Genomic DNA, 26,759 nt, shown 5'->3' with positions numbered 1-26,759 from the left:
CTTACTCGACGCTGAACGGCACGGCCAGGTCATGCTCTCGCAGGAGCGCCACCCGGCGAGCCGCCTTGTGGTCTTCGGCCACCATTTCGGCGCACATCTCCTGAGCTGTGATCTCAGGCGTCCAGCCAAGCACGGCCTTCGCTTTGGAGGGGTCTCCCAGCAGGGTCTCCACCTCCGCAGGACGGAAGTAACGCGGATCAATCCGCATGATCACGTCGCCCGGCTTCAGCGCCGGCGCCAGATCCCCTTCAACGGCGGCGACCGTGGCGATCTCATCAATCCCCGCGCCTGAAAACTCCAGCGTGACGCCTAGATGCCCGGCGCTCCAGATGATGAAATCGCGGACGGAATACTGGACGCCCGTCGCAATGACGAAATCATCGGCCTCATCCTGTTGCAGCATCATCCACTGCATACGGACATAATCCTTGGCGTGCCCCCAGTCCCGCAGGGCGTCGATATTGCCCATGAACAGGCATGGTTCCAATCCCAGCGCGATATTGGATAGGCCACGCGTAATCTTCCGCGTCACGAAGGTTTCGCCCCGGCGGGGCGATTCATGGTTAAACAAGATGCCGTTGCAGGCGTACATCCCATACGCTTCACGGTAATTCACCGTGATCCAGTAAGCGTAGAGCTTCGCCACCGCATAGGGCGAGCGAGGGTGGAAGGGCGTGGTTTCTTTCTGAGGCGTTTCCTGAACCAGTCCGTAGAGTTCAGAGGTGGAAGCCTGATAGAAACGCGTCGTCTTCTCCAGTCCCAGAAAACGGATCGCCTCCAGCAGGCGCAAAGCGCCTGTCACATCCACATCCGCCGTGTATTCAGGCGCTTCAAAACTGACGGCCACATGCGATTGCGCCCCCAGATTATAGACCTCGTCCGGTTCGATATCGCTCAATAACCGTGTCAGGTTCGAGGTATCGGTGAGGTCGCCATAATGAAGCTTGAAACGCGCCTTGTCCGCATGAGGGTCTTCATAGATATGATCGACGCGCGCCGTGTTGAACAATGAAGCGCGGCGCTTAACACCATGCACTTCATAGCCTTTTTCCAGCAAAAACTCCGCCAGATAGGATCCGTCCTGCCCGGTGATGCCGGTGATGAGAGCTTTTTTCGTCATATCTTGTGTACCGTCACGTGGGTGTGGAGCGTCGGGCTGTGAGGATGAATACATAAGCAGGTGAAATAGGACAGCGTCTAATCAAGCGGCGACGTCCTTGCCCTGAAGCCTGGACAAGGGCGCAGCACGGGACCACTGAGCAAGACGGGCTTCGAGCTCTTGCAAGATTGCGTCCTGCCGCCAGACCGCGAGAGCACGCTCGCGTGCTTTGCGTCCGAAGCGCTCAATCGCGTCGAAATCGTCGGCCAGCGCCATGATCGCCTCACTCAAAGCCTGCGGGTCGCCGGGCGGAACGACCGCGCCACACTCTCCAACCTCGTGCGCCAGCCCGGAATCCTCCGGCGTCGTCGCGATCACAGGCCGACCAGACGCCAGCATGCCCGTCAGCTTGCTGGGCAACACCAGGTCTGCAGCGCCTTCAATTTGCGGCAGGAGATGGATATCAGCCGCCGCCAGCAAGGCGGAGAACTGGTCCTTGGGCTGGAAGGGGCCGAACCGCACATTGGCCAGGTCTTTCGCCGCAGCCTCGAATTCGGCCTTGGTCGGTCCATCGCCATAAATCAGGAACACCAGATCTTCGCGATCGCGCAGTCGTCGCGCCGCATCCAGCACAGTTTCCAGCCCCTGTTTGCGCGACAGGGTGCCTGCATACATCAATACGGTCTGATCAGGCGTTATGCCGAGCTCGGCCCGAAAGGCCCCCTCCTTGAACGGGGCGCACTGAATAGCCTCAACATCCGCCCAATTGCGCACCAGCGCGGTGCGGTCTTCGGGGACGCCGAACTGGTCCAGCTTGGCGAGCATCGCGTCGGAGATCGTCGTGATGTAATCGAACCTGCGCATCAAGGTCCGTTCCACCCAGGACGCCATGCTCAACAGAGATTTAGAGCGGATCAGACCTGAAGCTCCGGCCGCGCCGACTTCAAAGTCCTGTACGTGCAGAACAGCGGGAACGCCAGCAGCGCGACCCGCCGCCAAGGCTGCGGGCGCGCCAATCAAGGACGGGGCGATGGACAGGATCAGGTCCGGCGCAAATTCACGGGCTGAGCGAACAAGCGGGCCACGTGAAGCGGCGAGCCAGGACAGATGGTGGCGAATGCGATTGAGCCCTGACGGATTGGCGGGCACATAAATCTGACTGCGCCTGACATCCACGGCGTTGAGCATTTCATGATCGAGCTCGCCGGAGTCATACGGCGCCTCGACACGCCATTGGGGGTAATAGGGCCGCGCCGTGTGAACGCGAACCTGATGACCGCGCGCGGCGAACCATTCCGCCATTTCCGACGTGTATTTGCCGATGCCTACAAATTCAGGCGCATAATTGATGCCGTGGATTAAGAGACGCATTCGATCATCGCCCTGTCACTGCCCACGCATGAAGATGACTTCACGAACGGTACGGACGATTATTACGATATCGCGCCAGAGTGACCAGTTGCGAACATAAAACGCGTCAAGTCGCGCGCGTTCTTCGAACGTGGTCTCATTGCGTCCATTGACCTGCCACATGCCGGTGATGCCGGGCCGAACCCGTGTGTAGGCCTTGAAAGCCTCGCCATATTCTTCGATCTGCGGGACCGTCATGGGCCGAGGGCCCACAAGGCTCATATCCCCCTTCAGCACGTTAATGAGCTGCGGCAGTTCATCCATGTTGGTCTTGCGGATAAACCGGCCGACCCAGGTGATGCGCGGATCCTTCTTGAGCTTCTGGAACGCTTTCCATTCCTGCGCCACGGCCGGATCCGCCTTGATCATGTCGGCCAGCTTCTGTTCCGCGTTCATCACCATTGAGCGAAATTTCAGGCATTCGAAAACCCGGCCGTCCTGGCCGACGCGCTGTTGCCGGAACAGGGCGGGACCGCCGTCAGAACGGATCGCCAGAGCGATCGGGATCAGGAGCGGAGAGAAAAAGACCAGGGCGAGAACAGACAAAACCCAATCGAAGGCCCGCTTGGCCGCGCGCGCAACGCGGCGGTCAAGCGGATCATGGACTTCGATCAGCCCGATGTCCTCGGGAGGAAACTCCAGGATTTCTGCATGATTGGGAACGGGGCCGATCGGCGGCGAGAGGATGAACGGCACGCCCGCCAGCAGCAAGCGCTCAACAATCGTCGATTGATGAGGGTCGCAGATATCTGGCGCGTAGATCACCGTCGCACCCTCGCCATCGGCTTTGCACATCGCCTTCAGCAATTCATCCGGTGACTGATCATTGGTGGTGCAGACGCCGGAAACCAACGCGCCGATCTCATCACGACGATGGACGAGGGCTGAAATTTCAGCGGACCGGGAGACAGCCGTGAACAAAACCGCCGGGCTCGACCAGACATTCGTCGCGCGCAACAATCGCCGCGCCACCATACGCGCCACGATCACGGCCGGCGCCAGCAGCATCCAGTAAGAGAGCGTCAGAACGCGCGAGCCCACTTCAACAGTGGCGAATTGCGTCGTCGCCACGCACATCATGGCCAGGATGGACCCCGCCAGCACCGCGCCCAGCTGGTCGGCTAGCGCTTGCCGGCGGCGATAATGGCCCTTCGTGTTGAACCAGAAAAACAAGGCGCAGGTGAAAGCGCCGATCATGCTCAGGTGCAGCATGATCCCGGACGCTGTCAGGTCCAGCGGATCCAGGCCGACCCAGCGTCGGGCGAAATTCGTGATGGTGAAGGACGTCACAACCGCCAGCAAAGCGGCCGTCATGTCTGCGAAGACAAGGCTTGTGGTCTTGGTGCTGCGTACGGCGCGAGACGCGGGAAGATCAAGCTGCCCGAAACTGTCGATACGCATCACCCCCTCCCCTGGCTGAGCCCTCAGACGCAATTATGTCGCAACGCAATATACGCTGGCGCACAACCTAAATGCAATTTCTTTCTCTATTTTCTGGTGCGAAGCTGAGCGCGACGTCCACGAATTATAACACGCAATCAAAGCCCTTTCAGGACAAGGCGACAGCCATTCACTCGCGCGTAGCCCGCAAGGGTCGGACCAAACGCCGCCGGAAGCCTGCGACAGCGCAACCGAAACGGGCGCAAGAAAATCGCGATTGTGCACCTGCGAACGAGTGGCGCAGGCGTCGCAGATGCGCTAAACCTGAGCTTGTCGGACGTCAGGGCGCTGCAAAGCGTCATACATCTGACGGCTTTGGGGACGAGCGGGGAAACCATTGATGAGCGTGCGCTTGTGAGCCAGACCAGCGGATCCAACGCGCTTGGCCTCACCCGCCAATTGCTGCGGCGCATCAAGGCGCCAGGAGGCGCGGGCGCTGCGGGCCGTGTCGGCGCAGGCATGATCGATCAGGTCATGGCGTCAGCCGGCAATTTTCTGCTTATCATCATCTGCGCGGTCAGCCTTCCCGCCGCCGAACAGGGGCAGCTCGCCTACGCGGTGGCCCTGTCCGTGGCGGCGCGCACCCTGATGCGGCTGTCGGTGACGCAAACCCTGTTTGTCGAAGCGCCCGCCCAGGACCGAGACACCTACAGCGCGACCATGGCGGGTCTTGCTCTGGCGGTGGCGCTGGTCTGCGCCGCGCTGGCGGCGGGGCTGATCAGTTTCATTTTCGCGCCGGGCGTAGAGGGCTGGACGCTCAAGCTCGGCAGCGTCTGCGCGCTGTCTCTGTTCGTGTTCGCCTCTGCGTTGTTTGACTATCAGCGCGCCGCCGCCCTGGCCTTCTCCAGCGCCACGCAGGCCGCCGTCCTGTCCAGCGCCGTCTTCCCGCTGCGCGCGCTCGCTCTGTGGCTGGTCGCGCCCAGCGAACACGGCGCCGCTCTGTGGGTGGCCGCCGGAGTGACCCTGGCGCCGTGCGTGCTGATGGCGCCCGGGCTGGCGCGCGCCGCAGGGCGGGCGCGTCAAACCCTCACCGAGAGCTGGGCCCACCTCAAGCACTCAAGGCACCTGATTGCGTCCATGCCGGGCCTGTTCCTGCGCAATCAATCGCCGGTCTTCTTGCTGGGTGCGTTTGCGGGGCTGACGGCCAGCGGCGCGTATCTCACCGTGCGCAGCGTCATCAATCTGGGCAATGTGGGGCTGGAGTTCCTCAGCACGTTCCTCGCTTCCGGGCTGGGACGGCTGCACGCCGGGGACCGGGCTGCCTATCAACGCCGCATGCGCCTGATCGCGGTGCTGGGCGCCGCCGCCTGGTTCGCAGGCTTCATCGTGCTGATGATCGCCGGACCCTGGTTCCTCGAACGGGTCACCGGCGCGCCGGGCCAGGATCTACGCATGCTGCTGGCGCTGTTATGGGGAGCGATGCTGTTCACCTTTGTGGAGCGCCTGTCCAGCATCCATCTCAGACAAGAGCGGCGCACCGCCGTACTCGGCTGGGGGCAATATGTGGCGGCGGCGGTCACCGTTCTGGTCATCACCCTCCTGGCGGCCGAGCTGCAAGCTCAGGCGGCCGGATACGGCGTTCTCGCGGGCGCGTTGACCATCGCAACGCTTTCGCTCGCCGTCGCCCTCCGCCGTGGAGAGAGGACATGACAGAGCCGATCAAAGTCTTGTTCATTGCAGGCGCAGGGCGGTCGGGCAGCACCTTGCTGGATCGATTGATCGGCCAGTTGGACGGGTTCTTCTCCTGCGGCGAACTCCAATTCATCTGGAAAGCCGGCTATGGCGCCAATCAGCTGTGCAGCTGTCACGCGCCCTTGCGGGAGTGCTCCTTCTGGGGGGCGGCGCTGAAAGAGGCCTTCCCGGGCGATGACCTGGACGCCCTGATCGAGACCGGCGCGGCGCTGACAGATCAGGTCGGGCGCCGCAAAAGCCTTCCGGCCCTGATGGTTCCGGCGCTGCAAACCCCCGGCTTCAAACGCGCGCTCGCCCGCTATCAGGACATGACGCTGGCGTTATATCGCGCGGCCGCAGCACGCGCGGACGGCGCCATGCTGATCGATTCCTCGCTCGATCCCACCCACGCCCTGATCTTGATGGGCATCCCGGAGATCGAGCTGCACACGCTGCACCTGGTGCGCGACCCGCGCGCCGTCGCCTATTCACGCACCAAACCGAAAGTGCGCACTGCGATGGGAGAGGACGCCAAGCCCATGCCGCGCACGGCGCCGCCCGTCACGGCTGTGAAATGGACAGGCGTAAATGCGCTGAGCGAACACCTCTTGGGGCGGACGCGCTATCAACGGATCGGATATGAAGAGCTGGTCCGCGCGCCCGAAGACGCGCTCGCCCGCATTCTCGACCATGTCGGGATTGAGGCCGACATCGCACAGGCGGTGACCGGCGACCAGGCGCACCTGAACACCACCCATACCGCGCTGGGCAATCCCAACAAGTTCAAGACCGGCGATGTCACGCTGGCCGAAGACGCCCGGTGGAAAGACGGCCTGCCAAAGCTGCAGACCGGTCTGGTGAAGGCTTTGTGCGGTCCGCTGATGACCCGCTATCGGTATGACTAGGGAGGGCCGGATGTCCGCATTCGTCAACGGGATCTGGAAGTCCGGCAACAATCTGCTGCTCAAGCTTTGCAACGAGCTGGGCTTGCCGACCGCCAATCGCGGCGTAGCCACGCACCTGTTTTACGGCAAGGGCGCGCGCCTGCGCCGCCTGATCCGCTCAAGCTTTCTGGACACGCCGATCCCGGTCGGACTGGAAACCCCGTTCAATGTGGGCGAGCCCTGGCTGAGACGGCGCTTGCGCGGCGCCGCAGGAACGGCGCTCGGCGGACACGCCGCCTATTCCAGCCGGATGGTCGACGTGCTCCGGTCTGAGGGTTTTCAAGCTTTGAGCATAATCCGCGACCCGCGTGATGTACTGGTGTCATACGCAAGGTGGATACCAACCAGACCAGACATGTATTCCTTTGCTTACTTCAATGCACTTGAAGAACGAGATCGTATCAAGGCTTTGATCACGGGAGGCGCGGGCGGAGGCTTCGTTTTTGACGACTTTGGCAGCGTTCTCGATCGCGCTCAGGGCTGGATGCACGATGACCGAGTTTGTCATGTCAGATTCGAGGACCTTGTCGGCGCTTCTGGTGGTGGAGATACGTCCAAACAGCTCGAAGCAGTGGCAGCCATAGCAGCAGCACTTGACCAAAAAGACGCTGACCTTGAAGCCATTTCAGTTAGACTATTCGGCGGAACGAAGACATTCCGGGCTGGACGGATCGGTGCTTGGACAGATGTGTTTGACGATGAGTTGACCGAGCTTTTCAACGCAAGCATCGGGGCGCGTCGCCTTGCACTTTATGGTTATGAATGACTCCAGGGTGACGAGCATGAACGAGCAGACCAATACTCAGGCGGAGCCTCAGCGCGACATACCCGTCTCGGTCATCATCATGACCAAGAATGAGGAAGCCAACATGCAGGCGTGCCTGTCACGCCTGACCCGGTTTGAACAGGTCTTTGTGGTCGACAGCGACAGCACCGACCGAACCTGCGAGATCTCGAAAGCGCATGGCGCGGAAATCGTCAATTTCTCCTGGAACGGACAATACCCAAAGAAGAAACAATGGTGCCTGGAAAACCTGCCCTTCCGGCATGACTGGGCGCTCTATGTGGACGCCGACGAGCATCTGTATCCCGAACTGGCCGATGAGATCGCGGCGCTGTTAGCCGCGGGCGAGCCTGAGCATGCCGGGTATTTCGTGCGGTTTGACGGTTTTTTCATGGGCAAGATCCTGCGCCACGGCCATTTCAATCTGAAACTCGTGCTGATGCGCCGCGACAAGGCGCGCTTCATCGATGTGGAGGATCTTGACGTCGCCTCCATGTGGGAGGTGGAGGGCCATTACCAGCCGGTGATCGAGGGTACGGTCGGGCAGTTGCGCGGCCGCATGCTGCACCGCGATTTCAAAACGCTCTATCATTATTTCGAGCGCCATAATCGCTATTCAGACTGGGAAGCGAAGCTCAGATTGCGCGACGCCCTGTCCCAACCCGACGAGGCGCAATTGCCTGGACGTCGCACCCTGAAATACATCTTTGACCGTCTGCCGGCGAAGGGGATCGCCCTTTTCATCTTCAATTATTTCGTCCGCCTGGGCCTGCTCGACGGATGGGCCGGGTTCAATTACGCTATGTCACGGTCCATCTATTACTGGCAGATCGAAATGAAGATGACTGAATTCAAGCAAAATAAAGAATAGAAATAAAATGCTTCCCTCAACAGTTTCGATTCCAAAACTAATTTCCTATAGCATTTTTTTAGCGACAGCCACCTTGCTTGTGGTTGGAATTTTATCCCCTTATTCGCACAACATATTACCCGTAGCGCGACTATTTGATGCGATAATTATTTTTATTGCAGCTTTCACGATATACAAAATTAGGATTTCAAATATTGAACTGCTCGCAATAATTCTTATATCAGCATACTTTATATACTACACACTATCATCAACATTGCTCGGAAGCGCACACATACTGGATGTATTCCAGTCTTCGAAATTTATTGTCTATATTATAATATTCATAATGCTGTCCAAAGTTCCCCTAATGAGAGAACGTGAAATTAAGTACTTACTATTCATATCTTTATTCGCTTTTTTTGTAAAGTATGCATACAGTATCACATTAGAATTTACAGATAGCATGTCTAGGCGACCAGGAGTTCTGACAGAAAACAATTTTGAATTGATATATCTAGCTGGGCTATTTTTCTTTGTTAAAGACTCCCTTAAAATTAGGGAGCATGTATTATGTCTTTTGATATTGATCGCGATTATGTTGATGGGCGGATCGAGAAGCGCAATTGCATCATTCATGATTGCTTCTGCGATAATATATGTGAAAGGCAATCCCGTAAGGATGATCGCATTTATTATTCCCGGAATGGCACTATTTAGTGCAGCTTACTTCATATTTGAATCAAGGGGAGGCTTTGACCTAAGCACAATTGACAGATTTAGATTCTTCAATCTATTTATGAATGAAATGAATAATAGAAATGCTCTAAATTGGATTTTCGGCGACTCACAGCTAACACCAATGATGCCATATACGTGCCAAATGCTTTCCTTCTATGAGAAACTATTCAGCTTCAATTACGACAGCACATGCTACTCAGTCATTCTCCACTCATTTCTGTTTAGGGTTATAATTGATCATGGGTTATTCGTATATCTAATGACCATATTTATTTCATATTATGCCATAAAGAAGAATACAGGCGATATATATCTATCACTAGGAATAGTAGCACTTGTAACCGTATCGGGTCTGTCAGTTTCTTCCTTTAATAGTTCAATTGCAGCATTTATGATCTTGCTTGCCATCACATCCGAACAAAAAACTCAATCCACAGAAAGGTATGATACCGTAGATTTGACCATAGAGTAATTACCGGCCTGAGACTCGCCAATATGCAAATTATGATGATGCGGCATGGAATAGTCACTTAATACATAAGATGAGCCGACCGCCAAAGACACTGTATCCAATCCCCAATTCAATTCAGCTTTTAAATCTACGACCTGATACTCGCTCGAAACAGATAATACACTCTCCCCATTATACGTGCCGATCTGGGTGTCGCTATTGCCGACGAAGTTGAGCAGCGAGGCGCCGTTGGGGCCGTCCGTGCCGATGATGCGGGCGGCGACGCGGCCGCGCCGGTGTTCGCCCAGTTCAACCCGCAAGGACCCTTCGCCGAGATCGAGGCCCAGCGCGGCCCTGGGAAAGCTGATCTGATCACGAGTCCGCACCCCCGCCGCGCCATGGGTGGGGATATAGCTGCTGACCCAGTCGCCGGTCTCCATTTGCGGGCACGCCACCCAGACCCGTTCGCCGGGGGCGGCCTCCACCCACAAAAGGTCATTGGCCGACCGCACGCCGCCGGCAAGCCCGTCAGACTGCAAGGCGGTGACGCGCCGATACCCGTCCGCCGCGGTGAAGCCGCCGGCCTGAAGATCGGTGAAGGCCGTGCGCAACCGCCCCGCCCCGCCCCGCACATAGGCGGACAACGCCAAGGGCTGATCGTCGGGTGAGGCGCCCTGGAACTGGATGCGGGCCGGGGTTGTTCCCATTCGATTGTCGAGCATGTAGGCGCGCCCGCCAGTGATCGAATCCAGCCCCGCCGCTTCAAGAGCCTGTCCGTCTTCTTCCAGGCTCAGGGCGGCGGGCCCGGAGCCGCCCGCAATCCGCAGGCTGACCCTGGCCAGATCCAGAGGCGCCGTATAGGCGGCCAACCAATTGGTGCGCGGATCCTCTATGAGCAGGCCTGCATCGCCGACCCGGGGGGCGTCGGTCGGCGTCAGTCGCCCGCCCCGAAAGATCGAACCGCCCGCGCCGGACACGGTCCCGGCCTGAAAGAACTCCGCCTCATTGACCCAGCGCCCATTCAGGCGATAGGACCGGCGCAGGAAGTCCGCCTGAGTGCGCGCCCGGACAGGGCGCGGCTGATTGCGGGCGGACAATCCCAGACCCAGCGCGCCCATCAGACCAACCCCACAAGGCCGGTCGCTGTCGTGCCCGTGGCGCGCACGGCGCGCGCGCGGATCGCGTATTGCACCCCCGGCGCCAGGCTGGGCAGAACCCCTGCAGCCCCGGACAGCGTCACCAGGGCGACGTCGCCGCCTGTCGTGACCATCAATCCGCGGATGGGTTGGGGCAGGTCAGCACTTTCGTCAGGGACGATGTTGAAAAGCCCGATGGGCGGGCTGTCCAGCCCGGACGCGCGGTCGTGAAAATCGGTCATGTGGGTCTCCTGTTGAAGATGCGCCAAGGCTAAGCCCTGCGCATCGCCCGGGGGAGAAACCCGGTCCCAAAAGTCTTGTCAGGCGAAAGTTCTCAGCAAACAGAAAGACTTCTTCGGCTGTACGCTCAACGCCGCCCGTGGATAGGCGACGCTGCGCTGCGCACCTGTCCGCAGAGACGAAAAATCTTGAATTTCCAGCGGTGTTGGCTAGAAGAAAAAGGGGATCTCGCAGATGCGAGCCCGCAGTTGAGGGGCGAGCGCCATGTTTAGATTGTTAGTCATCGCGGTCATCTCCGTTCTGTTCAGTGTTGCGTGCACCACCACGGGCGCGCCGGGCTCCGCCGGACCCGTCGCCGCTTCGGGCGCGACCGGAGCGCAAGCTCAAGCACAGGACCAGGCGGGCGCATTTGAACCCTCCCTCGCTCCCTCCTACCGCCTGGGCGCAGGCGATCAGGTGCGCATCATCGTCTTCGGGGAAGAGGATTTGTCGGGCGAGTTTTTCGTCGATGGGTCCGGCATGGTGTCGCTGCCGCTGATCGGCGAAGCGCCCGCCGCCGGCAAAACCCTGGCGGAATTCCGGGCCGAGCTGGAAGCGCGTCTGTCTGACGGGTATCTCAATGATCCCCGCGTCAGCGCGGAAGTTCTCAATTACCGCCCCTTCTACATCCTGGGCGAGGTGGAGGAATCCGGCGAGTATCCTTACACGGACGGCCTGACGGTGATGAACGCCGTGGCCCGTGCGGGCGGCTTCACCTATCGCGCCAACACACGCGTCGTCTTCATCAAGCGCGCCGACACCGAAGCTGAAGTGGAAGTTCCGCTCACCGCCACTGTGCGCGTCATGCCGGGCGACACCATCCGCATTGCAGAACGCTTCTTCTAGACCCCGCGCGAGCGTCGGCATGCTCCGCTTGCTCTGGCCGGCCGGGCTGATTCCTGTCGCGATCTGGCTGGCCTCTCTGACGCTGGGCGCGGATCAAGCTGCGGCGTCCTTGATGTTCTCCGCGCTGTTGCTGGCGTTATGCGCAGCCGTTCTCGCCGCCCCCGGCTCGCGTCTGACAGGTCTGGGGGCTTTATGGCTGGCAGGAGCGCTGGCCCTGTTCCTTGTCGGGCTTGTTCACGGATGGGCGTCGACGGGCGCCGGGGAATACGCCTCCCTGATAGCGGGCGCCGGCATATTCATCGCCGCCCAGACAGCAGGTCGCCAGCCCGATCGGGCTCGAGCGCTCTGGACGCTGATCCTGGTTCTGGGCGCCGGACTAGGCCTTGCAGCCTTCATCGACTTCTTCATTGAGCCCGACACCGTGTTCGGGCATCGGCGCACATTCGGCTTTAATCGCCTGTCTGCTCCGTTTCTGTCCGCCAACACAGCCGCCAGCTTTTACGGCATGATCGCACTGATGGCGCTCGCCGACCTGCTGCGCGCCTTGCGCAAGGCAGGACGGATCGACGCGCGGATCCAGCGTCTGGCCCTGCCTGTATCGGCCTTGCTCGTCTGTGCGAGCTGTCTTCTGCTGTCCGGCTCACGCGCCGGGGTCAGCCTGTTCATGGTCGCAGCGCTGCTCTTGCTAGGATGGGACCGTGCGGCGGCCTGGCGGCAAGAGCTGGGCGCAAAGCCCGAGGCGGAGCAAGTGCGACGCAATCGGTCACGCGGTTGGCGGCGTTTTGTCGGCCCCGGCCTGCTCATCGCCGCCGCAATCCTCGTGTTCGGCGTGTCAGGCGGACTGTATATCGACCGGATCGAGCATCGCGGTCTGATGGTCGACAATGACGCTCGAAGCGTCATGTTCGCGCGCTATCTCGACGGCGTATGGCTCGCGCCCGTCTTTGGCGCGGGACTGGGCGGCTTCCAGTTCATCAATGACTTTCTGGCGACCGGCGACGCTGGTCGCGTCCTCACCAGCCAGAACGCCGCCCACAACGTCATTTTTCAATGGCTCTTGCAAACAGGCCTCCTCGGCACGTCCGCCGCCCTGGGTGTGCTCCTCCTGACCGTGTCGCGTCTGCGCCAGGGGCTGACCCGGCGTCGGCGACAGCGGTTATTGCTGCGCACAATCCTGATCATCGCCGTCTTCGTCTTCGCCCACGGCATGGTGGACTATGCGCTCGAGATTCCCGCCCTGTTCTGGTTTTTCGCCCTGATGCTCGGACTGGGCGTCGGCATCGCGGACGCCGGGCGCTCACGCCAGTCCGCCTCTGGCCTGCCGGCAATCGCCAAGCCTGTCGGTGTGGCGATCTTGCTGATATCCGCAGGCGCCAGCGTCTATGTCGGGCTCGACCGGAACGCCGCCGTCCGCACTGCAAGCCTCACGGACAGCGCCTTCTCCGCTCAGTATTCCGATCCGAATGCTCTGTCCGGCTCCGCTATTCGCCTCGAGGCCATCGGAGATCGCGCGCTACGCCTGGATTCCCCCGATTTCACTCTTGCCCGGGCAGCGTTCTTCGCCAGCCTGGAGCGCGAAAATCGCGACGGGAAGGTCTGGGCGAAGGCCGCCTACGCCAATTACGCCATCATCCCGATTATCGCCGGCGAAACGGAGGACGCCTTGCGGCGATCATACTATCTCACGCCCTACGCAGAGCGGGGCTTTATCGAATGGCGACTCGGCTTCATGGCCACGATCTGGCCCGGACTGCCCGAGGATTTGCGCAGTGCAGCAGAGCGAGAAGCGCGCATCCTGCCGCCAAGGGACGCGCAAGAATGGCGCGAGCGCGTGAGAGCACAAGCCATTGATAATTAATATTTTTTATTCATACTTGGAGCGTTGCAGGCAGCTTACTCCCTCACAACTTGTGTTGCGCACCCGCAACATCGCCTGAGCGGCGCACAAAAAAGACGAATCTGACTCGATAAATTCCGCAGTATTTGATAGTGTGTTCTTAAGAGTTGTTAACCATTCGGCTGAATGCTCGAGGGGACAGTTATGAAATTCTCAATTTTTAAGAACACCGCATCGGTTCTGGGTGCAGCCCTGCTCGGGTCTATGGCGCTGATCGCCGCACCTGCTGCGGCTACCGCCCAGCAGGCCAGCCAGCCAGCCTCCACAGACACAGCGCCAATTGACGCCACCGCACTGGCTTCGATTGTCCAGGCAACCATCGACGCGCTGCCGGAAGACGCCACGGAAGAACAGATCGAAGCCGCCATCGCGCTGGCTGTTGCGAACTCCGGCGCTGACGCGACGGTCACGGCGCAAGCCATGGTCATCGTCGCCACCAACAACGCGACCAACCCGGCTATTGTGGTTGCAGCGACGAATGTTGCGACCAACCCGCCGAGCCCTAACGGCAATGGCGTCACGGCTGGCGGCGCTCCTGGCGGCAATGATGGTCCAGGCGTTCCTCCTCCTCCGCCTTATAGCGGCGGCGGTAACTCGGATTACTGATCCGAACCAAACCTATGCGTAAAATTGGGCGGGGTGATCATCGCCCCGCCTTTTTCATGACAGATGACCGGCCTGTAGCGCCCGGTGGGGGATTAACCATGATGATGAAACTGGCGAGCATCGCTTTGTTGACCTTGGCCGGAGCAACAGTCACGGCCCAGGCGCAAGCCCAGACAGATCGCAACGACAGCATGTTCGCACGCGACAAGAATGTCAGCGTGCTGCAGCGCCCCCGTCCTGATTATGATGCGGGCGGCGTTCAGAACGGCGCTCTGCTCATCTACCCTGAACTGACCCTGGGTCTTGAATTCACCGACAATGTGTTCGGCACCTCCTCCAACGAGGAATCCGACACTATCGCGGTCATAACCCCGGCGATCTCGTTCGACACCACCTGGTCGCGCCACGCCCTCTCCGGCGACGCTTCGGCCACGCGTCGCGAGCATTTCGACTTCTCCGATGAAAGCGTGTGGAACTTCACAGCCGGCGCCGGCGGGCAACTCGACATCACCCGCGAAGCCAATCTCGTCGCAGGCGCACGGTATTCATCCCTGACTGAGCCGCGCACCTCCGCCGGCGCGGCAGGCCAGGCGGCCGAGCCCATCGAATACGACACCTGGGCCAGCTATATCGGCGGCGAACGCGCCTCCGGTCGGCTGCGCGCGCTGGGTCGCGTGGATTATTCCACGTTTGATTATGACGACGCCCCGCTGTTCGGCGGCGGTATCGCCGATCAGGATTTCCGCGATCGCGAGGAACTGCTCCTGACCGGCCGCGGCGATTATGCCGTGAGCCCTGACACCGCCCTGTTCGCCCGCGTGCGCTACAATGATCGCGCTTACGACCTGTCTCCGCCGGATGTGCCGCTCCTGCGCGATTCTGACGGCTATACGTTCGATATTGGCGCGGATTTCGATATTCGCGGCGTCGCTCGCGGCGTCATCGGCGTTGGGTATACCGAGCAAGACTATGAAAGCCCGGCCCTTCCTGACATTGACGGCCTCAGCGTCGAAGGCCTTGTGGAATGGTTCCCGACCCAGCTCACCACCGTCAGCTTCAACGCTTCACGTTCGGTGCAGGATTCAGCTGTGGCCGGATCAGGCGGCTTCTTCGGAACGAGCGTCGGCGTGAATGTCGATCATGAATTGCGTCGCAATGTGATCATTTCCGCCGGCATCAGCCTGAGCGAAGATGACTATTCAGGCATTGACCGGACTGACGATCGGCTCAACGTGACTGCTGGCGTCACCTATTTCGTGAACCGGACTGCCGGCATTCGCGCCAGCTACAGCTATCAGGATCAGGACTCCTCGGGCGCCGCAGGCAACCAGGACTTCTCCAAGAATGTGATCGGTCTGAGCCTGGTTCTTCGCCGTTAACACCACTCGGCCTTACACATGACCTGGCCCGCCACGTGCAACGCGTGGCGGGTCGTCCCATGCTGAAACATTGACCCATGTCCGATGTAAATACGAATAATCAATCCACGCAAATAGATGATTTGATTGACCTTCGGGAGCTTCTAGCCGTCTTTCAGAGGCGTTTCTGGACCCTGATTTCAGCCGGATTTCTGACCTTTGTGGCGGTGGTTATCTTCACCCTTCAGGCCACACCGCTCTATACGGCGACCTCCAGCGTCGTTCTCAATGTCCGCCAGTCTCAGGTCGTTGATATTGAAGCCGTGCTATCGGGCATGCCGCCGGATTCCGCGATGGTCGACACTGAAGTCGAAGTCTTGCGCAGTCGATCCCTCGCCGCGACCGTGGTCGAGCGCCTGGATCTCGTCAATGTGCCGGAATTCAACGAAGCGCTGCAGGAACCCAGCGGCCTTGGCGCCTTGGCGCAAGGCCTGAAGTCCTTCCTGTCGGCATTGCTTCCCAGCCAGACCAACGCCTCGTTGACCGCTCAGGATCGCGAACAAAGAACGCGCGAAGCCGTCGTGTCCAGCTTGATGGAGGCGCGCAATATCCGTCGGTCTGGAATGACTTATGTCATTGAAATTTCTGCGACATCAAAAACACCTCGTCTGGCGCGCGACATCGCGAACGCCTATGCCGAGGCGTATCTGACCTCTCAACTGGAAGCCAAGTTTGAAGCCACGGAGCGCGCCAATTCCTGGTTGAATGATCGCGTTGAATCCTTGCGTGAAGAAGTTCAGACCCGTGAAGAAGCCGTCGCCCGCTTCCGCGATGAAGCCGGCCTGATTGACGCGGAAGGCGCGACTGTGGCCGAGCAGCAGGTGGCGGATCTGAACAGCCAGCTCGCCATCCAGCGGGCTGAGTTGTCCGAGGCGCGCGCGCGACTGGACGCTGTCCGCAGCCAGCTGGAGCGGGGCGTCGCGTCTGACACGATCGCTGAAGTGCTGGCGTCTGAAGTCATCCGCGAACTGCGCCGCCAGCAAGCCGAAGTCGCCCGTCGACAGGCTGATCTCAGCGGTCGCTATGGCCCTCGTCACCCTGAAATCCTGACGGTCCAGCGGGAGCTGGCGGATATCAACTCCCAGATTGACGCCGAGATCAATCGTATCGTCGCCAGCCTTGAAAATGAGGTGAATGTCTCAGCCCAGCGGGTCCGGTCCTTGCAGGGCAGTCTGCTGGAGGCGCGGAGCGAACTCTCTGACAACAACAGCGCCATCGTCCAGCTTCGCGCATTGGAACGCGAAGCGGACGCGAGCCGGGCGTTGTTTGAGAGCTTCCTGAACCGCTTTCGCCAGACCAATGAAACCGGTGGCTTGACTGAAGCCGATGCGCGGGTCGTGGCTGAAGCCTCAACGCCACAAAATCCAAGCTCGCCGAATGTCATCCTCAATCTGGCGCTCGGCGTCGTGCTTGCCGGCATTGTCGGCGTCGGTCTCGTCTTTGTTCTGGAAATGCTCGATACCGGCGTGCACACCGATGCGGATATCGAAAAGCATTTTGGCCTGGCGCACATCGCATCCGTGCCGCGGCTCAAGGTCGGACTGGCGGACCGGTTTGGCGGCAAGGTCATAGACCCTGCACAGTATGTGCTCGACAAACCGCTATCCGGCTTCTCTGAAAGCTTCCGCACCATACGCTCCGCCATCCGGATCAGCGGCATCGACAATCAGAACACGATCGTGGCGATCACGTCAGCGCTTCCCGGTGACGGCAAGACCACCACTTCACTGTGTCTGGGCCGGATTTCCGCCATGGCGGGATCGCGGACACTGGTCATTGATTGCGACCTGCGTCGCCGTCTGCTGACTGAAGCCCTGACACCTGACGCGGAAAGCGGTCTTCTGGAAGTCCTGTCCAGCGCCGCCGAGCTTGATAGCGTGATCGTCAAGGACGCCCAGACCGATCTGGACATCCTTCCGGTGGCGCAAACCACCTTCACACCGCGTGATGTGTTTGGCTCGTCCGCCTTTGAGGCCCTGCTCGAGCAACTGCGCCAGCGCTATGACCTCATCATCCTGGACACCGCGCCGGTCCTGGCCGTCGCCGACACGCGCGCCATCGTCTCCAAAGTGGACGGGGTATTGCTGGCGGTGCGCTGGAAGAAAAGTGCGACGGGCATCGTCCGCAAAGCGCTTCACGAAGTGCAGGCGTCCAAGGCCAATGTATTGGGCATCGTTCTGAACAATGTCGATCTCGAGGCCCAGGCCCGGTATGGCTATGACAGATCCGGTTATTATTATCGGTCCTATCAAAAGTACTACGCCGACTAAACGCGATCTCGATTGAAAGGCCAAATTGGATAGATGAGATCCATCATCGATCTATTCCGGCGAACGCGTGCTTACGAGCCGCCGTCCCGGACCGTGTACGCCATTGGCGACATCCATGGCCGCAAGGACCTGCTTGAGCGCCTGATCGAAACGATAAAACGCCACGCCGGGCGCACAGATTACGAGCTGATTTTCCTCGGCGATTATGTTGATCGCGGACCGGATTCGGCGGGCGTCGTCGACTATCTCATCCATTCAGAGGCCTTGCAGGGTATTGATTGCACGTTCCTGAAGGGAAACCATGAAGCGACCTTGCTTGATTTCCTCGACAACCCTGAAGTCGGCGCGTCATGGAGCACCTATGGCGGCTTTGAAACCCTTCTGTCCTATGGCGTGCAAGATATCGGGCTGAGCAAGGACGAAGCCCGTTGGGCCACAACGTCCCAGCGGTTTCGTGAACAACTTCCACCCGCCCATCTCGAGTTTTACAGGGCGCTTGAAAGCTTCGCGATACGAGGCGACTACATGTTCGTGCACGCCGGGATCGACCCCGGCAAACCGCTGTCAGAGCAAACTGACGCAGATTTTCTCTGGATCCGCGATGCGTTTCTGAGCGATACGCGCCAGTACGATTACATGATCGTCCATGGACACACGCCGCAGTCTGAACCCAGCCAGGATAACAGACGGATCGGTCTGGATACCGGCGCCTACCAGACCGGTGTCCTGACGGCTGCCGCGATCAACGCCGCAGGCGTCGAATTCATTTCGACGCGCTGAGCCGCCTCACATGTCAGCCTGCCGTATAAACCTCTGCGCTGGATGGCTGCGGCTCATTTGAAACCGTAGACCATTCAAGCAGACTCGGACCGGTTTGAAGCGACCGCCACTGATACCGGGTTTGCCCCACAGTGAGGATATGAGGCGTCGTGTTATCCAGCACGTAATCACCCGCCGCCAGGCGCAAGATCAGCACCGCATGCTCGCCCGTACCCGGTGACCAGGCCGTCGCCATGCGCATACGATCCGCAGGCGCGCCCGCCTCAAGAAGCGCGGCGCGCTTTTCAAGGGCGAAGTCCTCACAATCCCCGTAAGACACGCCCTCAGAACTCAGCGGCAGAACCCAGCGCTCTTCCATGTTCCAGGTCAGCGCATCGCTGCGATAGGAAATCATGGTGTTGATCGAGGCGTTGACCACGCGCGCCATGGCCAGCAATTGCTCGTCAGAATAATCCCGAGCAGACACCGCATCAGCCGTCTCTGACATCTCCACCCCCGCACTCGGGGAAGATTTGCTCAAGTCTTTTGCAGCCGTCTCCGCCTGACCTTGCACAGGACCGCAAGCGTCCTGGTTTTCCATACAGAAGGCGAACGCGCCCACAGGAGGGGCTGTCACCTGATGGGCCACAAGATGAGGCGCGCCTGACGTGGTGGCCGAGCAAGCCGTCAACCAAAGACCTGCCAGGGCAAGGCCAAGAAGAGACAAAAGGGTGGGCCGGGAGCGTCGCTCATTCTGAGTAGACACGTTTATTCTCCTGCGTGCTTCTGCGCACGAGGAGACTGGCCTTTTAACTTATAATATCAGGAATATTTACTTGCTTAACGCACATTTACCCTAACGTTTTATTTAATTTACTTGGAGATAACCTTAATGCATCCTAAACACCAACTTAGATTTAAGATTCTGATTTTTATGAATTATCTGACACCGCCCAATCAACCCGCCCAGGGAAAATGCGCTTTGGCCGCGCTTCAGCTTCAAAGTATAGTCAAATCGCCTGGATTTATAGATAATGAGGCGTTAACCAGGCCTGACGCCTGAGGCTTGCCACCTACGGCGCTGACCGCCAGCGGACAAACGGCCCCGAAACACGCGCCTCAGCTTGCGCTGGAAGCAAGCATGAGGCTCGCACTTTCCGGACGCATTCTTTACACTGCGGCGCAACACAGGGGGCGTGGATGCGTGTACTGGTCGTTGGCGGCGCGGGCTATATCGGCTCGCACATCTGTAAAGCGCTCGCAGAAAGAGGCGATACGCCAATCGTTCTCGACAACTTGTCGAGAGGCCATCGCCATGCCGTGCAATGGGGGCCTCTGGTCGAGCAAGATGTGCGCGATGTAAACGCCGTCGCAGAAGCCCTTACAGAGCATGACATAGACGCTGTCATGCATTTCGCCGCGAATATTGAAGTGGGCGAAGGCCAGCGCGAGCCTCTGGCCTTCTGGGACAATAACGTCGCCGGGGTGGTGTCGCTGCTCAACGCGATGGAGCGCTCGAACGTCCGCCACCTCGTCTTCTCTTCGACCTGCGCGGTGTATGGCGAGCCGCAAACACTCCCCATCACAGAGGATGAGCCCCGCACGCCGGTCAACGTCTATGGCCAGACAAAGCATGTGGTCGAGCTGATGCTGGAGGATGTCTCTCGGCTGGGCGCACTGAAATACGCGGCTCTGAGATATTTCAACGCTGCGGGGGCCAGCCCTGACGGGGAAATCGGGGAGGAGCACGACCCGGAAACCCATCTGGTGCCCAACGCGCTCAAGGCCGCCGCCGGGCTGGGCGGCCCCATGCACCTGTTTGGTGATGATTACGATACGCCCGATGGCACCTGCGTCCGCGATTACATCCATGTGGCGGATCTCGCCCAAGCCCATCTGAAAGCGCTTGATCGCTTACGAGACGGCGCACCGTCTTTCGCCTGCAATCTGGGAACCGGGGCAGGCATCTCGGTCAAACAGATTCTGGACGCCGTCGAAGCGGTCACCGGCAAGCCTGTCCCCCACACCATCTCTCCGCGCAGGGCGGGAGACGCCGCGCAACTGGTGTCTGATACCCGGATGGCGCGAGACCTTCTCGGCTTTGCGCCGACCCACTCTGACGCCAAGACCATTATTGAACACGCCTGGGCGTTTCATGCCCCCCGGTGGGGCGTGTCGGCGACATGAGGCCGCATGTCGGCTTTGATGTTTCAGGGGATTACAGGCTGACATAGTCTTCAGACGGACCGATACTGCATCGACAGGCGGCGATGTCAGGCGGACGCTCTGTCGCGGACCCTGCGAACACCGTTGAAAGGCGATCCAGGCCCATGGCCGACTTCAAACGCTATTTCCCCATTTTCGAATGGGGACGCACCTATGACAGGGGCGCGCTCGGTCATGATCTGACAGCAGCGGTGATCGTCACCTTGATGCTGATCCCGCAATCCCTGGCGTATGCGCTGCTGGCGGGGCTGCCGCCTGAGGCGGGGATTTACGCCTCGATTGTCCCCATCCTTCTCTACGCCCTGTTCGGAACCAGCCGGGCGCTGGCGGTCGGACCGGTGGCGGTGGTGTCTTTGCTGACCGCCTCCACCATCGGTCAGGTGGCCGAATCCGGAACCGCCGGTTACGCCGCGGCGGCGCTGACGCTGGCCTTCCTGTCGGGCGGCTTTCTGGTGGTGCTCGGCGTCTTAAGACTCGGGTTCCTGGCGAACTTTCTCAGCCATCCCGTCATCGCCGGCTTCATCACCGCCTCCGGCGTTCTGATCGCCGCAAGCCAGCTGAAACATGTGCTGGGCGTGCCGGCCGAAGGCCATACGCTGATCGAGATGGTCATCTCGCTCGCCACCCATGCTGGCGATATACATGTGCTGACGGTCGCCATTGGATTTGGCGTGATCGCAGTCCTGTTCGGGGTGCGCTCGGGCTTGAAGCCTCTACTGACGGGGCTCGGCCTGAATGTGCGACTGGCCAATTTCATCACCAAGGCCGGGCCTGTGGTGGCGGTGGCCGCCACCACCGCCCTCGCCTGGGGGTTTGATCTTGAAGCCCGCGGCGTCGCGCTGGTGGGCGCCGTGCCCCAGAGTCTGCCGCCCCTGACGGCGCCGGATTTTTCACTGGAGCTGATGCGCGCTCTGTTCATTCCCGCCGTGCTGATCTCCATCATCGGCTTCGTGGAATCCGTCTCGGTGGCCAAAACCCTCGCCGCGAAAAAGCGCCAGCGCATCAACCCCGATCAGGAGTTGATCGGACTGGGCGCCGCCAATCTGGGCGCAGCGTTCACCGGCGGGTATCCGGTCACGGGCGGATTTGCGCGCTCGGTGGTCAATTTTGACGCCGGGGCGCAAACCCCCGCCGCCGGGGCCTTCACCGCCATCGGCCTGGCGCTCGCCGCCGTGTCGCTGACCCCGCTGATCTATTTTCTGCCCAAGGCGACCCTGGCGGCGACCATCATCGTCGCGGTGCTCAGCCTGGTGAACTTCTCGATCCTGAAGTCGACCTGGCGGTATTCCACCTCCGATTTCATCGCGGTGTTCGCCACCATTTTGCTGACCTTGTCGCTGGGCGTGGAGGTGGGCGTCGCGTCCGGCGTGGTGTTGTCGGTCCTTTTGCACATCACCAAGACCTTCAAACCCCATATCGCCGAAGTGGGACGCGTGCCGGGCACCCAGCATTTTCGCAATATCCACCGTCACGCCGTGGAGACCACGCCCTCACTGCTGACGCTGCGCATTGATGAGAGCCTGTACTTCGCCAACGCCAACTTCCTTGAGGACATGATCCTGAACCGGCTCAGCCGGGACGCCCACACGATCCGGGATGTGGTGTTGATGTGCTCGGCGGTGAACGAGGTGGATTATTCCGCGCTGGAGACGCTGGAAACGCTGAACACTCAACTGTCGGAGATGGGCGTTCGCCTGCACCTGTCCGAGGTCAAGGGACCTGTCATGGACAAGCTCAAGGACACCCATTTCCTCAAAGCCCTGAGCGGCGAGGTTTTCCTCTCCCAGCATGACGCCTGGGCGGCGCTGAGTGGCGAGGCGCTTCAGGCTGATCCAGCCTGAGACAGGCGCTCAACGGCGCCGAAGATCGCCACGGGGCGCCCGCTTTGGCGGCTCTGCAAACAAATCGTTGCAAGGCGTGTGAGCACCTGCGATAGCTGACAGGCGTTCAGGCGCCGAATTGACCATCCGGGGGAGAGCGAACATGACCAAAGTCACGCCCGTCATATTGTGCGGCGGCGGCGGCACTCGCCTTTGGCCCCTGTCCACGCCTCGTACTCCCAAGCAATTCCTGCCTCTGACCGGCCCGCAATCCATGGTCGCGGAAACCCTGGCGCGTGTCAGCGATGACGGCTTGTTCGGCCCCGCAATGGCGATTGGCTCCAGCCGCCACCGTGATGCGTTGCAGCAAGAACTGCCCGGCGTTCGTCTGGTGCTCGAACCGATGGGCCGCAATTCCGCGCCTGCGATCGCCGCGGCGACCTTGCTGGCTGATCCTGACGAAATCCTGCTCATCCTGCCGGCGGACCACCACATCAAGGATGTGGCCGCGTTTCACCGCACCATCCGCAACGCCCAGCCCGCCGCCTGCGAGGGCCAGATCGTCACCTTCGGGATCAAGCCGGACTTCCCCGCCACCGGCTACGGCTATATCGAGGCCCTGCCTGCCGACAGCGCCGCCAAGCCTGTGGCGCGCTTCGTCGAGAAGCCTGATGTAGAGACCGCGCGCACCTATATCGAAACCGGCCGGTTTTACTGGAACGCCGGCATTTTCATGTTCACCGCCCGGGTGATGCGCGAAGCGCTGGCCGCCCATGCGCCCGACATTCTGGAGAGCGTGCAGGCCGCCTTGACCGAGGACGGCCAGCTGGACCGCACCGCTTTTTCCAAATGCCGCTCTGAATCCATCGACTATGCGGTCATGGAGACCGCCAACAATATCTCCGTCCTGCCTGTCTCCATGGGATGGAGTGATGTGGGTGATTTTCGCGCCGTGCACGCCCTGCACGCCGAAGCGAGCCATGATCCGGTAGTCTTGCGCGGCGCCGTGGTCGCGCCCGGCGCCGAGCGGGTGTTCATCCAGTCCTCAGGCCCCAAAGTGGCCGTACACGGCCTGGACGCCATATCCGTTATCGCCACACGCGATGCGGTGCTGGTGTCCAGCCTGGACGGCGCCGCCGGCATCAAACCGGCCGTGTCCGCCATCCAGACTCTGGGTCAAACCCTCTTGCGCGCCGACCAACGCCAGCGTCTGGGCGATTGGCTGTGGAACACCGTGATGCCGGGCTGGGCCGCGCGGGCGATCGATCCCGCAACTGGCGGCTTTGTTGAAGGCCTCGACATGGCTGGCGAAGCCGCTAGCGGCATGCCCCGTCGCGGACGGGTCGCACCCCGGCAATTGTTCAGCTTCGCACGCGCCAAGCAACTGGGCTGGAACCCTGACGGCTCCGCCGACGCCGTCATCGAAGCCGCCATCAAATTTCTGAACGGCCCGGCGCGCGCGCCTCAGGGCGGTTGGGCGCATGGTTTTGACGGCCAGGGCCAGATCAATGATCCCCGTCGTGACTTTTACGACCATGCCTTTGTGGCGCTGGCGGGCGCGGAACTCGCCGCTTTGGGCGATGCGCGCGGGCAGGCGCTGGCGGAAGAAGCCTTCGCCCTGATCGACGAATTGTTCGGCGACAATCTCTATGGCGGCTGGGTGGATCATGAAACGGGCGGCGGCGGCAAGCTGTCCAATCCGCACATGCATCTTCTGGAAGCCAGCCTGCGCTATTACGAGGTTATGGGCGACCCCGCCTCGGCTGACCGCATCCAGACCATCGCCACCCTGTTCGAGCGCTTCATGTTCGCGCCTGAAACCGGCGCCGTGCTCGAACGTTTCGGTCCGGACTGGACGCGCATTCGCGATGACCGGATCGAACCGGGCCATTGCTATGAATGGATCTATCTGTTGAGCGAGACCGACCGCCTTGTGGGCCGCGATTGCGGCAGCTGGCTGCGCCGGATTCACGCCTTCACAGAAAGCCATGGCATCCGCGACGGCATGGCGCTGAACGTGCTGGGCAATGGCGATGTCGGCTATCGACTGTGGCCGCAGCTTGAACGGCTCCGCACCTATATCACCCTGGGTTCGCCCCAGGCGCCGGTGAAAGCGATGATCGACGAGATTCATGATCGCTTCCTCAACCCAGGACCCGCCCATGGCTGGGTGGACCGGCTGGATCAGGATTTCGAACCTGCGGTCTCTCATGTGCCCGCCAGCATGATCTACCATCTGATGACCGGCATCGCGCCCTTCGTCGCACGCCCGACATCTGACCGTTAGACGCTGCTGAATGCGCATCGCCTCCCTGCTCGCCAGCTCGACCGAGATCGTCGCCGCCCTGGGTCTGACCGAGGATCTGGTCGCGGTCTCCCATTGCTGTGACTGGCCGCCTCAGGTTCAGGACTTGCCGTCCTTGACCAGCGCGCTGTTCGAAGCGCAGACCGCGCGCGACATCGACGACGCCGTGCGCGCCAAGCTCCAGGGCCAGGACGCGATCTACGCATTGGACTCGCAGGCTCTGGCCGCGCTCAAGCCGGATCTGGTGATCAGTCAGGCCCTGTGTGATGTCTGCGCGGTCTCCGGCGCCGAGGTCAGCACGGTTCTGAGCCAGCTCAACCCGCAGCCGACGCTCGTCAATCTCGAGCCCTATTCACTGGGCGACATCCTTGAAACGATTACCATGATCGGTGACGCCGCCGGGGTCAGTGATCGCGCCGCGGCGCTCCGCACCAGCCTCCAGTCACGGATTGACGCTGTCGCCGAGCGTACGCAGGCCTTGCCCGGCCCGCGGCCACGCACCGTGCTTCTGGACTGGACCAGCCCGCCTTTCATTGGCGGCCACTGGATGCATGAGCTGATCACGCTGGCGGGCGGCGAGGATGCAGGCAATACGTCCGATCGCCCCAGCTGGACGACCAGCTGGGCGGAGGTTCTCACCCTCAACCCTGAGCGGCTGGTGATCGCGCCCTGCGGCTTTTCCGCCGCGCGCACGGTGGAAGACATCGCAGGCGATCCTGACGCCATCACGGCATTGCGCCAGCTCGAGGCTCAGGGTTGTCAGCTGACCGTGTTTGACGGCAACCGCCTGTTCAGCCGCTCCAGCCCGCGCATTGTCGACAGCCTGGAAGCGTTGGCCCACTGGCTGTGGCCCGAGCATCATCGCGCACCCGATATCGAGCCGGACATGGGGCCCGTTCACCCGCTCTCCGCCTTGGAAAGCTGATCACAGCTCGCCAGCAAGGTCCTGACGCGCCGCAGCGCACGCCTTGAGATGATGGGCGATGCGCGTTGCCGCGGCGGATGGGGATCGCCCGGCGGCATAGTGAAGGAAATAGGCCTGATCGCTGGGCTGGTCGCCATTGGCGAATACCGGCGCCAGTCGCCCGTCGCGGATGGCGTCATAGGCCAAAGGCTTGCGGCCCAGCGCGATCCCGGCCCCCTGTTCCGCCAACGCCAGCGCGGCCTGGGACTCGCTGACTTTCAAGCGCGCTTGGGCCTCAAGCCCATACCCGCCCCGCGCGCTAAGCCAGTCCGTCCAGCTCAGCCCGCTGCGGCTATCCTCGATCAGCGGCAGGGTTTCAAGCACCCCCAGCCCGGCATCCGGCTGCACAAGCCCCGGCCGCGCCAGCGGGGTCAACACTTCATCCATCAATCGCTCCGCCCCGGCAGGCGCGGCGGCGACACTGGAGCGCGTCAATGTCAGGTCCGCGTCCTCGCCTGAGGCGACCAGGCGGATCGCGACGTCGACGCCTGGCAAATCCCGGCTGAGCCAGGCGGTCATGATATCGTGATCCGCCGCCAAGGTGAGGGTCGGCGTCGCCTGCGCAGCCCGCAAGGCCGCGCTCGCCTCCCCCATCAGCTCGAACCCGCGCCGTAACGGCTCCAGCGCCGCCGCTCCGCGCTCGGTCAGGACGAGTTTGCGGCCTTCGCGCTCAAACAAGGGCGCGCCAATCAGCGCCTCCAGCTGACGCACCTGCTGACCCACGGCGGCGGGCGTGACATTGAGCTCCTCCGCCGCGCCGACAAACCCGCCCTGACGGGCGGCGGCTTCAAAAGCGCGCAGGGCGTTGAGAGGAGCGAGACCGGCCACACATCACCATAGAAA

Annotated in this window: 22 protein-coding genes; 15 read left to right on the top strand and 7 right to left on the bottom strand. The window is 60.9% G+C overall.

Going from position 1 to position 26,759, the window contains the following annotated elements:
• Position 1: 1 nt before the first annotated feature.
• From gmd to ACTIGF_RS07905, 3 genes are all read right to left on the bottom strand, one after another.
• Positions 2 to 1,120 carry a GDP-mannose 4,6-dehydratase gene (gene gmd, locus ACTIGF_RS07915; protein WP_439636344.1) on the bottom strand — a complete coding sequence of 373 codons (1,119 nt, stop codon included), beginning with the start codon at positions 1,118 to 1,120 and terminating at the stop codon, positions 2 to 4.
• Positions 1,121 to 1,201: 81 nt separating this feature from the next.
• Positions 1,202 to 2,470, bottom strand: a complete 1,269-nt coding sequence (locus ACTIGF_RS07910; protein WP_439636343.1) for a WcaI family glycosyltransferase — start codon at positions 2,468 to 2,470, stop codon at positions 1,202 to 1,204.
• A 15-nt stretch (positions 2,471 to 2,485) separates the two neighbouring features.
• A complete protein-coding gene (locus ACTIGF_RS07905; protein ID WP_439636342.1) occupies positions 2,486 to 3,910 on the bottom strand; it encodes an exopolysaccharide biosynthesis polyprenyl glycosylphosphotransferase in 1,425 nt (474 codons plus the stop codon).
• 393 nt (positions 3,911 to 4,303) lie between these two features.
• Between ACTIGF_RS07905 and ACTIGF_RS07900 the strand changes: the two genes are divergently transcribed.
• From ACTIGF_RS07900 to ACTIGF_RS07880, 5 genes are read left to right on the top strand one after another with little or no spacing between them, the layout of a single operon-like run.
• Positions 4,304 to 5,599 (top strand): lipopolysaccharide biosynthesis protein, encoded by a 1,296-nt coding sequence (locus ACTIGF_RS07900; RefSeq protein WP_439636341.1) that lies wholly within the window; start codon positions 4,304 to 4,306, stop codon positions 5,597 to 5,599.
• On the top strand, positions 5,596 to 6,525 hold the full coding sequence (locus ACTIGF_RS07895) for a hypothetical protein (protein ID WP_439636340.1): 930 nt from the start codon (positions 5,596 to 5,598) through the stop codon (positions 6,523 to 6,525). The genes ACTIGF_RS07900 and ACTIGF_RS07895 overlap by 4 nt, the downstream gene beginning before the upstream one ends.
• A 10-nt stretch (positions 6,526 to 6,535) precedes the next feature.
• Positions 6,536 to 7,330, top strand: a complete 795-nt coding sequence (locus tag ACTIGF_RS07890; RefSeq protein ID WP_439636339.1) for a hypothetical protein — start codon at positions 6,536 to 6,538, stop codon at positions 7,328 to 7,330.
• A 16-nt stretch (positions 7,331 to 7,346) separates the two neighbouring features.
• Positions 7,347 to 8,219: a glycosyltransferase family 2 protein gene (locus tag ACTIGF_RS07885; RefSeq protein WP_439636338.1), complete on the top strand. Its 873-nt coding sequence runs from the start codon at positions 7,347 to 7,349 to the stop codon at positions 8,217 to 8,219.
• Positions 8,220 to 8,226: 7 nt separating this feature from the next.
• Positions 8,227 to 9,411, top strand: coding sequence for a hypothetical protein (locus tag ACTIGF_RS07880; protein WP_439636337.1), 1,185 nt, complete (start codon positions 8,227 to 8,229; stop codon positions 9,409 to 9,411).
• On the opposite strand, the gene ACTIGF_RS07875 is transcribed toward ACTIGF_RS07880, so the two are convergent.
• Positions 9,366 to 10,508, bottom strand: coding sequence for a hypothetical protein (locus ACTIGF_RS07875; RefSeq protein WP_439636336.1), 1,143 nt, complete (start codon positions 10,506 to 10,508; stop codon positions 9,366 to 9,368). The genes ACTIGF_RS07880 and ACTIGF_RS07875 overlap by 46 nt on opposite strands.
• Entirely contained in the window at positions 10,508 to 10,768 is a 261-nt protein-coding gene (locus tag ACTIGF_RS07870) for a spike base protein, RCAP_Rcc01079 family (RefSeq protein WP_439636335.1), read from the bottom strand. The genes ACTIGF_RS07875 and ACTIGF_RS07870 overlap by 1 nt, the downstream gene beginning before the upstream one ends.
• Before the next feature lie 262 nt (positions 10,769 to 11,030).
• Between ACTIGF_RS07870 and ACTIGF_RS07865 the strand changes: the two genes are divergently transcribed.
• The 6 genes from ACTIGF_RS07865 to ACTIGF_RS07840 all read left to right on the top strand — a co-directional run bounded on the left by ACTIGF_RS07865 (position 11,031) and on the right by ACTIGF_RS07840 (position 18,622).
• Complete coding sequence (locus ACTIGF_RS07865) at positions 11,031 to 11,651, top strand: polysaccharide biosynthesis/export family protein (protein WP_439636334.1); 621 nt, start codon at positions 11,031 to 11,033, stop codon at positions 11,649 to 11,651.
• A gap of 19 nt (positions 11,652 to 11,670) precedes the next feature.
• Positions 11,671 to 13,509 carry an O-antigen ligase family protein gene (locus ACTIGF_RS07860; RefSeq protein ID WP_439636333.1) on the top strand — a complete coding sequence of 613 codons (1,839 nt, stop codon included), beginning with the start codon at positions 11,671 to 11,673 and terminating at the stop codon, positions 13,507 to 13,509.
• Positions 13,510 to 13,692: 183 nt separating this feature from the next.
• On the top strand, positions 13,693 to 14,154 hold the full coding sequence (locus ACTIGF_RS07855; RefSeq protein ID WP_439636332.1) for a hypothetical protein: 462 nt from the start codon (positions 13,693 to 13,695) through the stop codon (positions 14,152 to 14,154).
• Between the two features lie 98 nt (positions 14,155 to 14,252).
• Complete coding sequence (locus ACTIGF_RS07850; RefSeq protein ID WP_439636331.1) at positions 14,253 to 15,533, top strand: outer membrane beta-barrel protein; 1,281 nt, start codon at positions 14,253 to 14,255, stop codon at positions 15,531 to 15,533.
• 77 nt (positions 15,534 to 15,610) lie between these two features.
• On the top strand, positions 15,611 to 17,842 hold the full coding sequence (locus ACTIGF_RS07845; protein WP_439636330.1) for a polysaccharide biosynthesis tyrosine autokinase: 2,232 nt from the start codon (positions 15,611 to 15,613) through the stop codon (positions 17,840 to 17,842).
• A gap of 33 nt (positions 17,843 to 17,875) precedes the next feature.
• Positions 17,876 to 18,622, top strand: coding sequence for a metallophosphoesterase family protein (locus ACTIGF_RS07840; RefSeq protein WP_439636329.1), 747 nt, complete (start codon positions 17,876 to 17,878; stop codon positions 18,620 to 18,622).
• A gap of 13 nt (positions 18,623 to 18,635) precedes the next feature.
• Here the strand turns inward: ACTIGF_RS07840 and ACTIGF_RS07835 are convergent, their stop codons facing one another.
• Entirely contained in the window at positions 18,636 to 19,109 is a 474-nt protein-coding gene (locus tag ACTIGF_RS07835; RefSeq protein WP_439636328.1) for a transglutaminase-like cysteine peptidase, read from the bottom strand.
• Between the two features lie 692 nt (positions 19,110 to 19,801).
• On the opposite strand from ACTIGF_RS07835, the gene galE reads away from it, so the two are divergent.
• From galE to ACTIGF_RS07815, 4 genes are all read left to right on the top strand, one after another.
• Positions 19,802 to 20,788: a UDP-glucose 4-epimerase GalE gene (gene galE, locus ACTIGF_RS07830; RefSeq protein ID WP_439636327.1), complete on the top strand. Its 987-nt coding sequence runs from the start codon at positions 19,802 to 19,804 to the stop codon at positions 20,786 to 20,788.
• A gap of 143 nt (positions 20,789 to 20,931) precedes the next feature.
• Positions 20,932 to 22,668, top strand: coding sequence for a SulP family inorganic anion transporter (locus tag ACTIGF_RS07825; protein WP_439636326.1), 1,737 nt, complete (start codon positions 20,932 to 20,934; stop codon positions 22,666 to 22,668).
• A gap of 142 nt (positions 22,669 to 22,810) precedes the next feature.
• Positions 22,811 to 24,934: a sugar phosphate nucleotidyltransferase gene (locus ACTIGF_RS07820; RefSeq protein WP_439636325.1), complete on the top strand. Its 2,124-nt coding sequence runs from the start codon at positions 22,811 to 22,813 to the stop codon at positions 24,932 to 24,934.
• Between the two features lie 10 nt (positions 24,935 to 24,944).
• Complete coding sequence (locus ACTIGF_RS07815) at positions 24,945 to 25,877, top strand: ABC transporter substrate-binding protein (protein WP_439636324.1); 933 nt, start codon at positions 24,945 to 24,947, stop codon at positions 25,875 to 25,877.
• Here the strand turns inward: ACTIGF_RS07815 and ACTIGF_RS07810 are convergent, their stop codons facing one another.
• On the bottom strand, positions 25,878 to 26,744 hold the full coding sequence (locus tag ACTIGF_RS07810) for a LysR family transcriptional regulator (protein WP_439636323.1): 867 nt from the start codon (positions 26,742 to 26,744) through the stop codon (positions 25,878 to 25,880).
• Positions 26,745 to 26,759: the final 15 nt, after the last annotated feature.

The sequence above is a fragment of the Oceanicaulis sp. genome (assembly GCF_051859625.1).
Taxonomy (GTDB): domain Bacteria; phylum Pseudomonadota; class Alphaproteobacteria; order Caulobacterales; family Maricaulaceae; genus Oceanicaulis.
The sequence above is the reverse complement of the archived record's forward strand: the minus strand, read 5'-3'. Positions and strand labels throughout refer to the sequence as shown.

What these genes read in the sequence shown, in the direction of transcription:
- ACTIGF_RS07870 (WP_439636335.1), bottom strand. Translation starts at nt 10,768, where the DNA reads ATGACCGATTTTCACGACCGCGCGTCCGGGCTGGACAGCCCGCCCATC.
- ACTIGF_RS07885 (WP_439636338.1), top strand. Translation starts at nt 7,347, where the DNA reads ATGAACGAGCAGACCAATACTCAGGCGGAGCCTCAGCGCGACATACCC.
- ACTIGF_RS07835 (WP_439636328.1), bottom strand. Translation starts at nt 19,109, where the DNA reads ATGTCAGAGACGGCTGATGCGGTGTCTGCTCGGGATTATTCTGACGAG.
- ACTIGF_RS07850 (WP_439636331.1), top strand. Translation starts at nt 14,253, where the DNA reads ATGATGATGAAACTGGCGAGCATCGCTTTGTTGACCTTGGCCGGAGCA.
- ACTIGF_RS07880 (WP_439636337.1), top strand. Translation starts at nt 8,227, where the DNA reads ATGCTTCCCTCAACAGTTTCGATTCCAAAACTAATTTCCTATAGCATT.
- ACTIGF_RS07855 (WP_439636332.1), top strand. Translation starts at nt 13,693, where the DNA reads ATGAAATTCTCAATTTTTAAGAACACCGCATCGGTTCTGGGTGCAGCC.
- ACTIGF_RS07890 (WP_439636339.1), top strand. Translation starts at nt 6,536, where the DNA reads ATGTCCGCATTCGTCAACGGGATCTGGAAGTCCGGCAACAATCTGCTG.
- ACTIGF_RS07895 (WP_439636340.1), top strand. Translation starts at nt 5,596, where the DNA reads ATGACAGAGCCGATCAAAGTCTTGTTCATTGCAGGCGCAGGGCGGTCG.
- ACTIGF_RS07875 (WP_439636336.1), bottom strand. Translation starts at nt 10,508, where the DNA reads ATGGGCGCGCTGGGTCTGGGATTGTCCGCCCGCAATCAGCCGCGCCCT.
- ACTIGF_RS07815 (WP_439636324.1), top strand. Translation starts at nt 24,945, where the DNA reads ATGCGCATCGCCTCCCTGCTCGCCAGCTCGACCGAGATCGTCGCCGCC.
- ACTIGF_RS07820 (WP_439636325.1), top strand. Translation starts at nt 22,811, where the DNA reads ATGACCAAAGTCACGCCCGTCATATTGTGCGGCGGCGGCGGCACTCGC.
- ACTIGF_RS07840 (WP_439636329.1), top strand. Translation starts at nt 17,876, where the DNA reads ATGAGATCCATCATCGATCTATTCCGGCGAACGCGTGCTTACGAGCCG.
- ACTIGF_RS07845 (WP_439636330.1), top strand. Translation starts at nt 15,611, where the DNA reads ATGTCCGATGTAAATACGAATAATCAATCCACGCAAATAGATGATTTG.
- galE (WP_439636327.1), top strand. Translation starts at nt 19,802, where the DNA reads ATGCGTGTACTGGTCGTTGGCGGCGCGGGCTATATCGGCTCGCACATC.
- ACTIGF_RS07860 (WP_439636333.1), top strand. Translation starts at nt 11,671, where the DNA reads ATGCTCCGCTTGCTCTGGCCGGCCGGGCTGATTCCTGTCGCGATCTGG.
- ACTIGF_RS07825 (WP_439636326.1), top strand. Translation starts at nt 20,932, where the DNA reads ATGGCCGACTTCAAACGCTATTTCCCCATTTTCGAATGGGGACGCACC.
- ACTIGF_RS07910 (WP_439636343.1), bottom strand. Translation starts at nt 2,470, where the DNA reads ATGCGTCTCTTAATCCACGGCATCAATTATGCGCCTGAATTTGTAGGC.
- gmd (WP_439636344.1), bottom strand. Translation starts at nt 1,120, where the DNA reads ATGACGAAAAAAGCTCTCATCACCGGCATCACCGGGCAGGACGGATCC.
- ACTIGF_RS07905 (WP_439636342.1), bottom strand. Translation starts at nt 3,910, where the DNA reads ATGCGTATCGACAGTTTCGGGCAGCTTGATCTTCCCGCGTCTCGCGCC.
- ACTIGF_RS07865 (WP_439636334.1), top strand. Translation starts at nt 11,031, where the DNA reads ATGTTTAGATTGTTAGTCATCGCGGTCATCTCCGTTCTGTTCAGTGTT.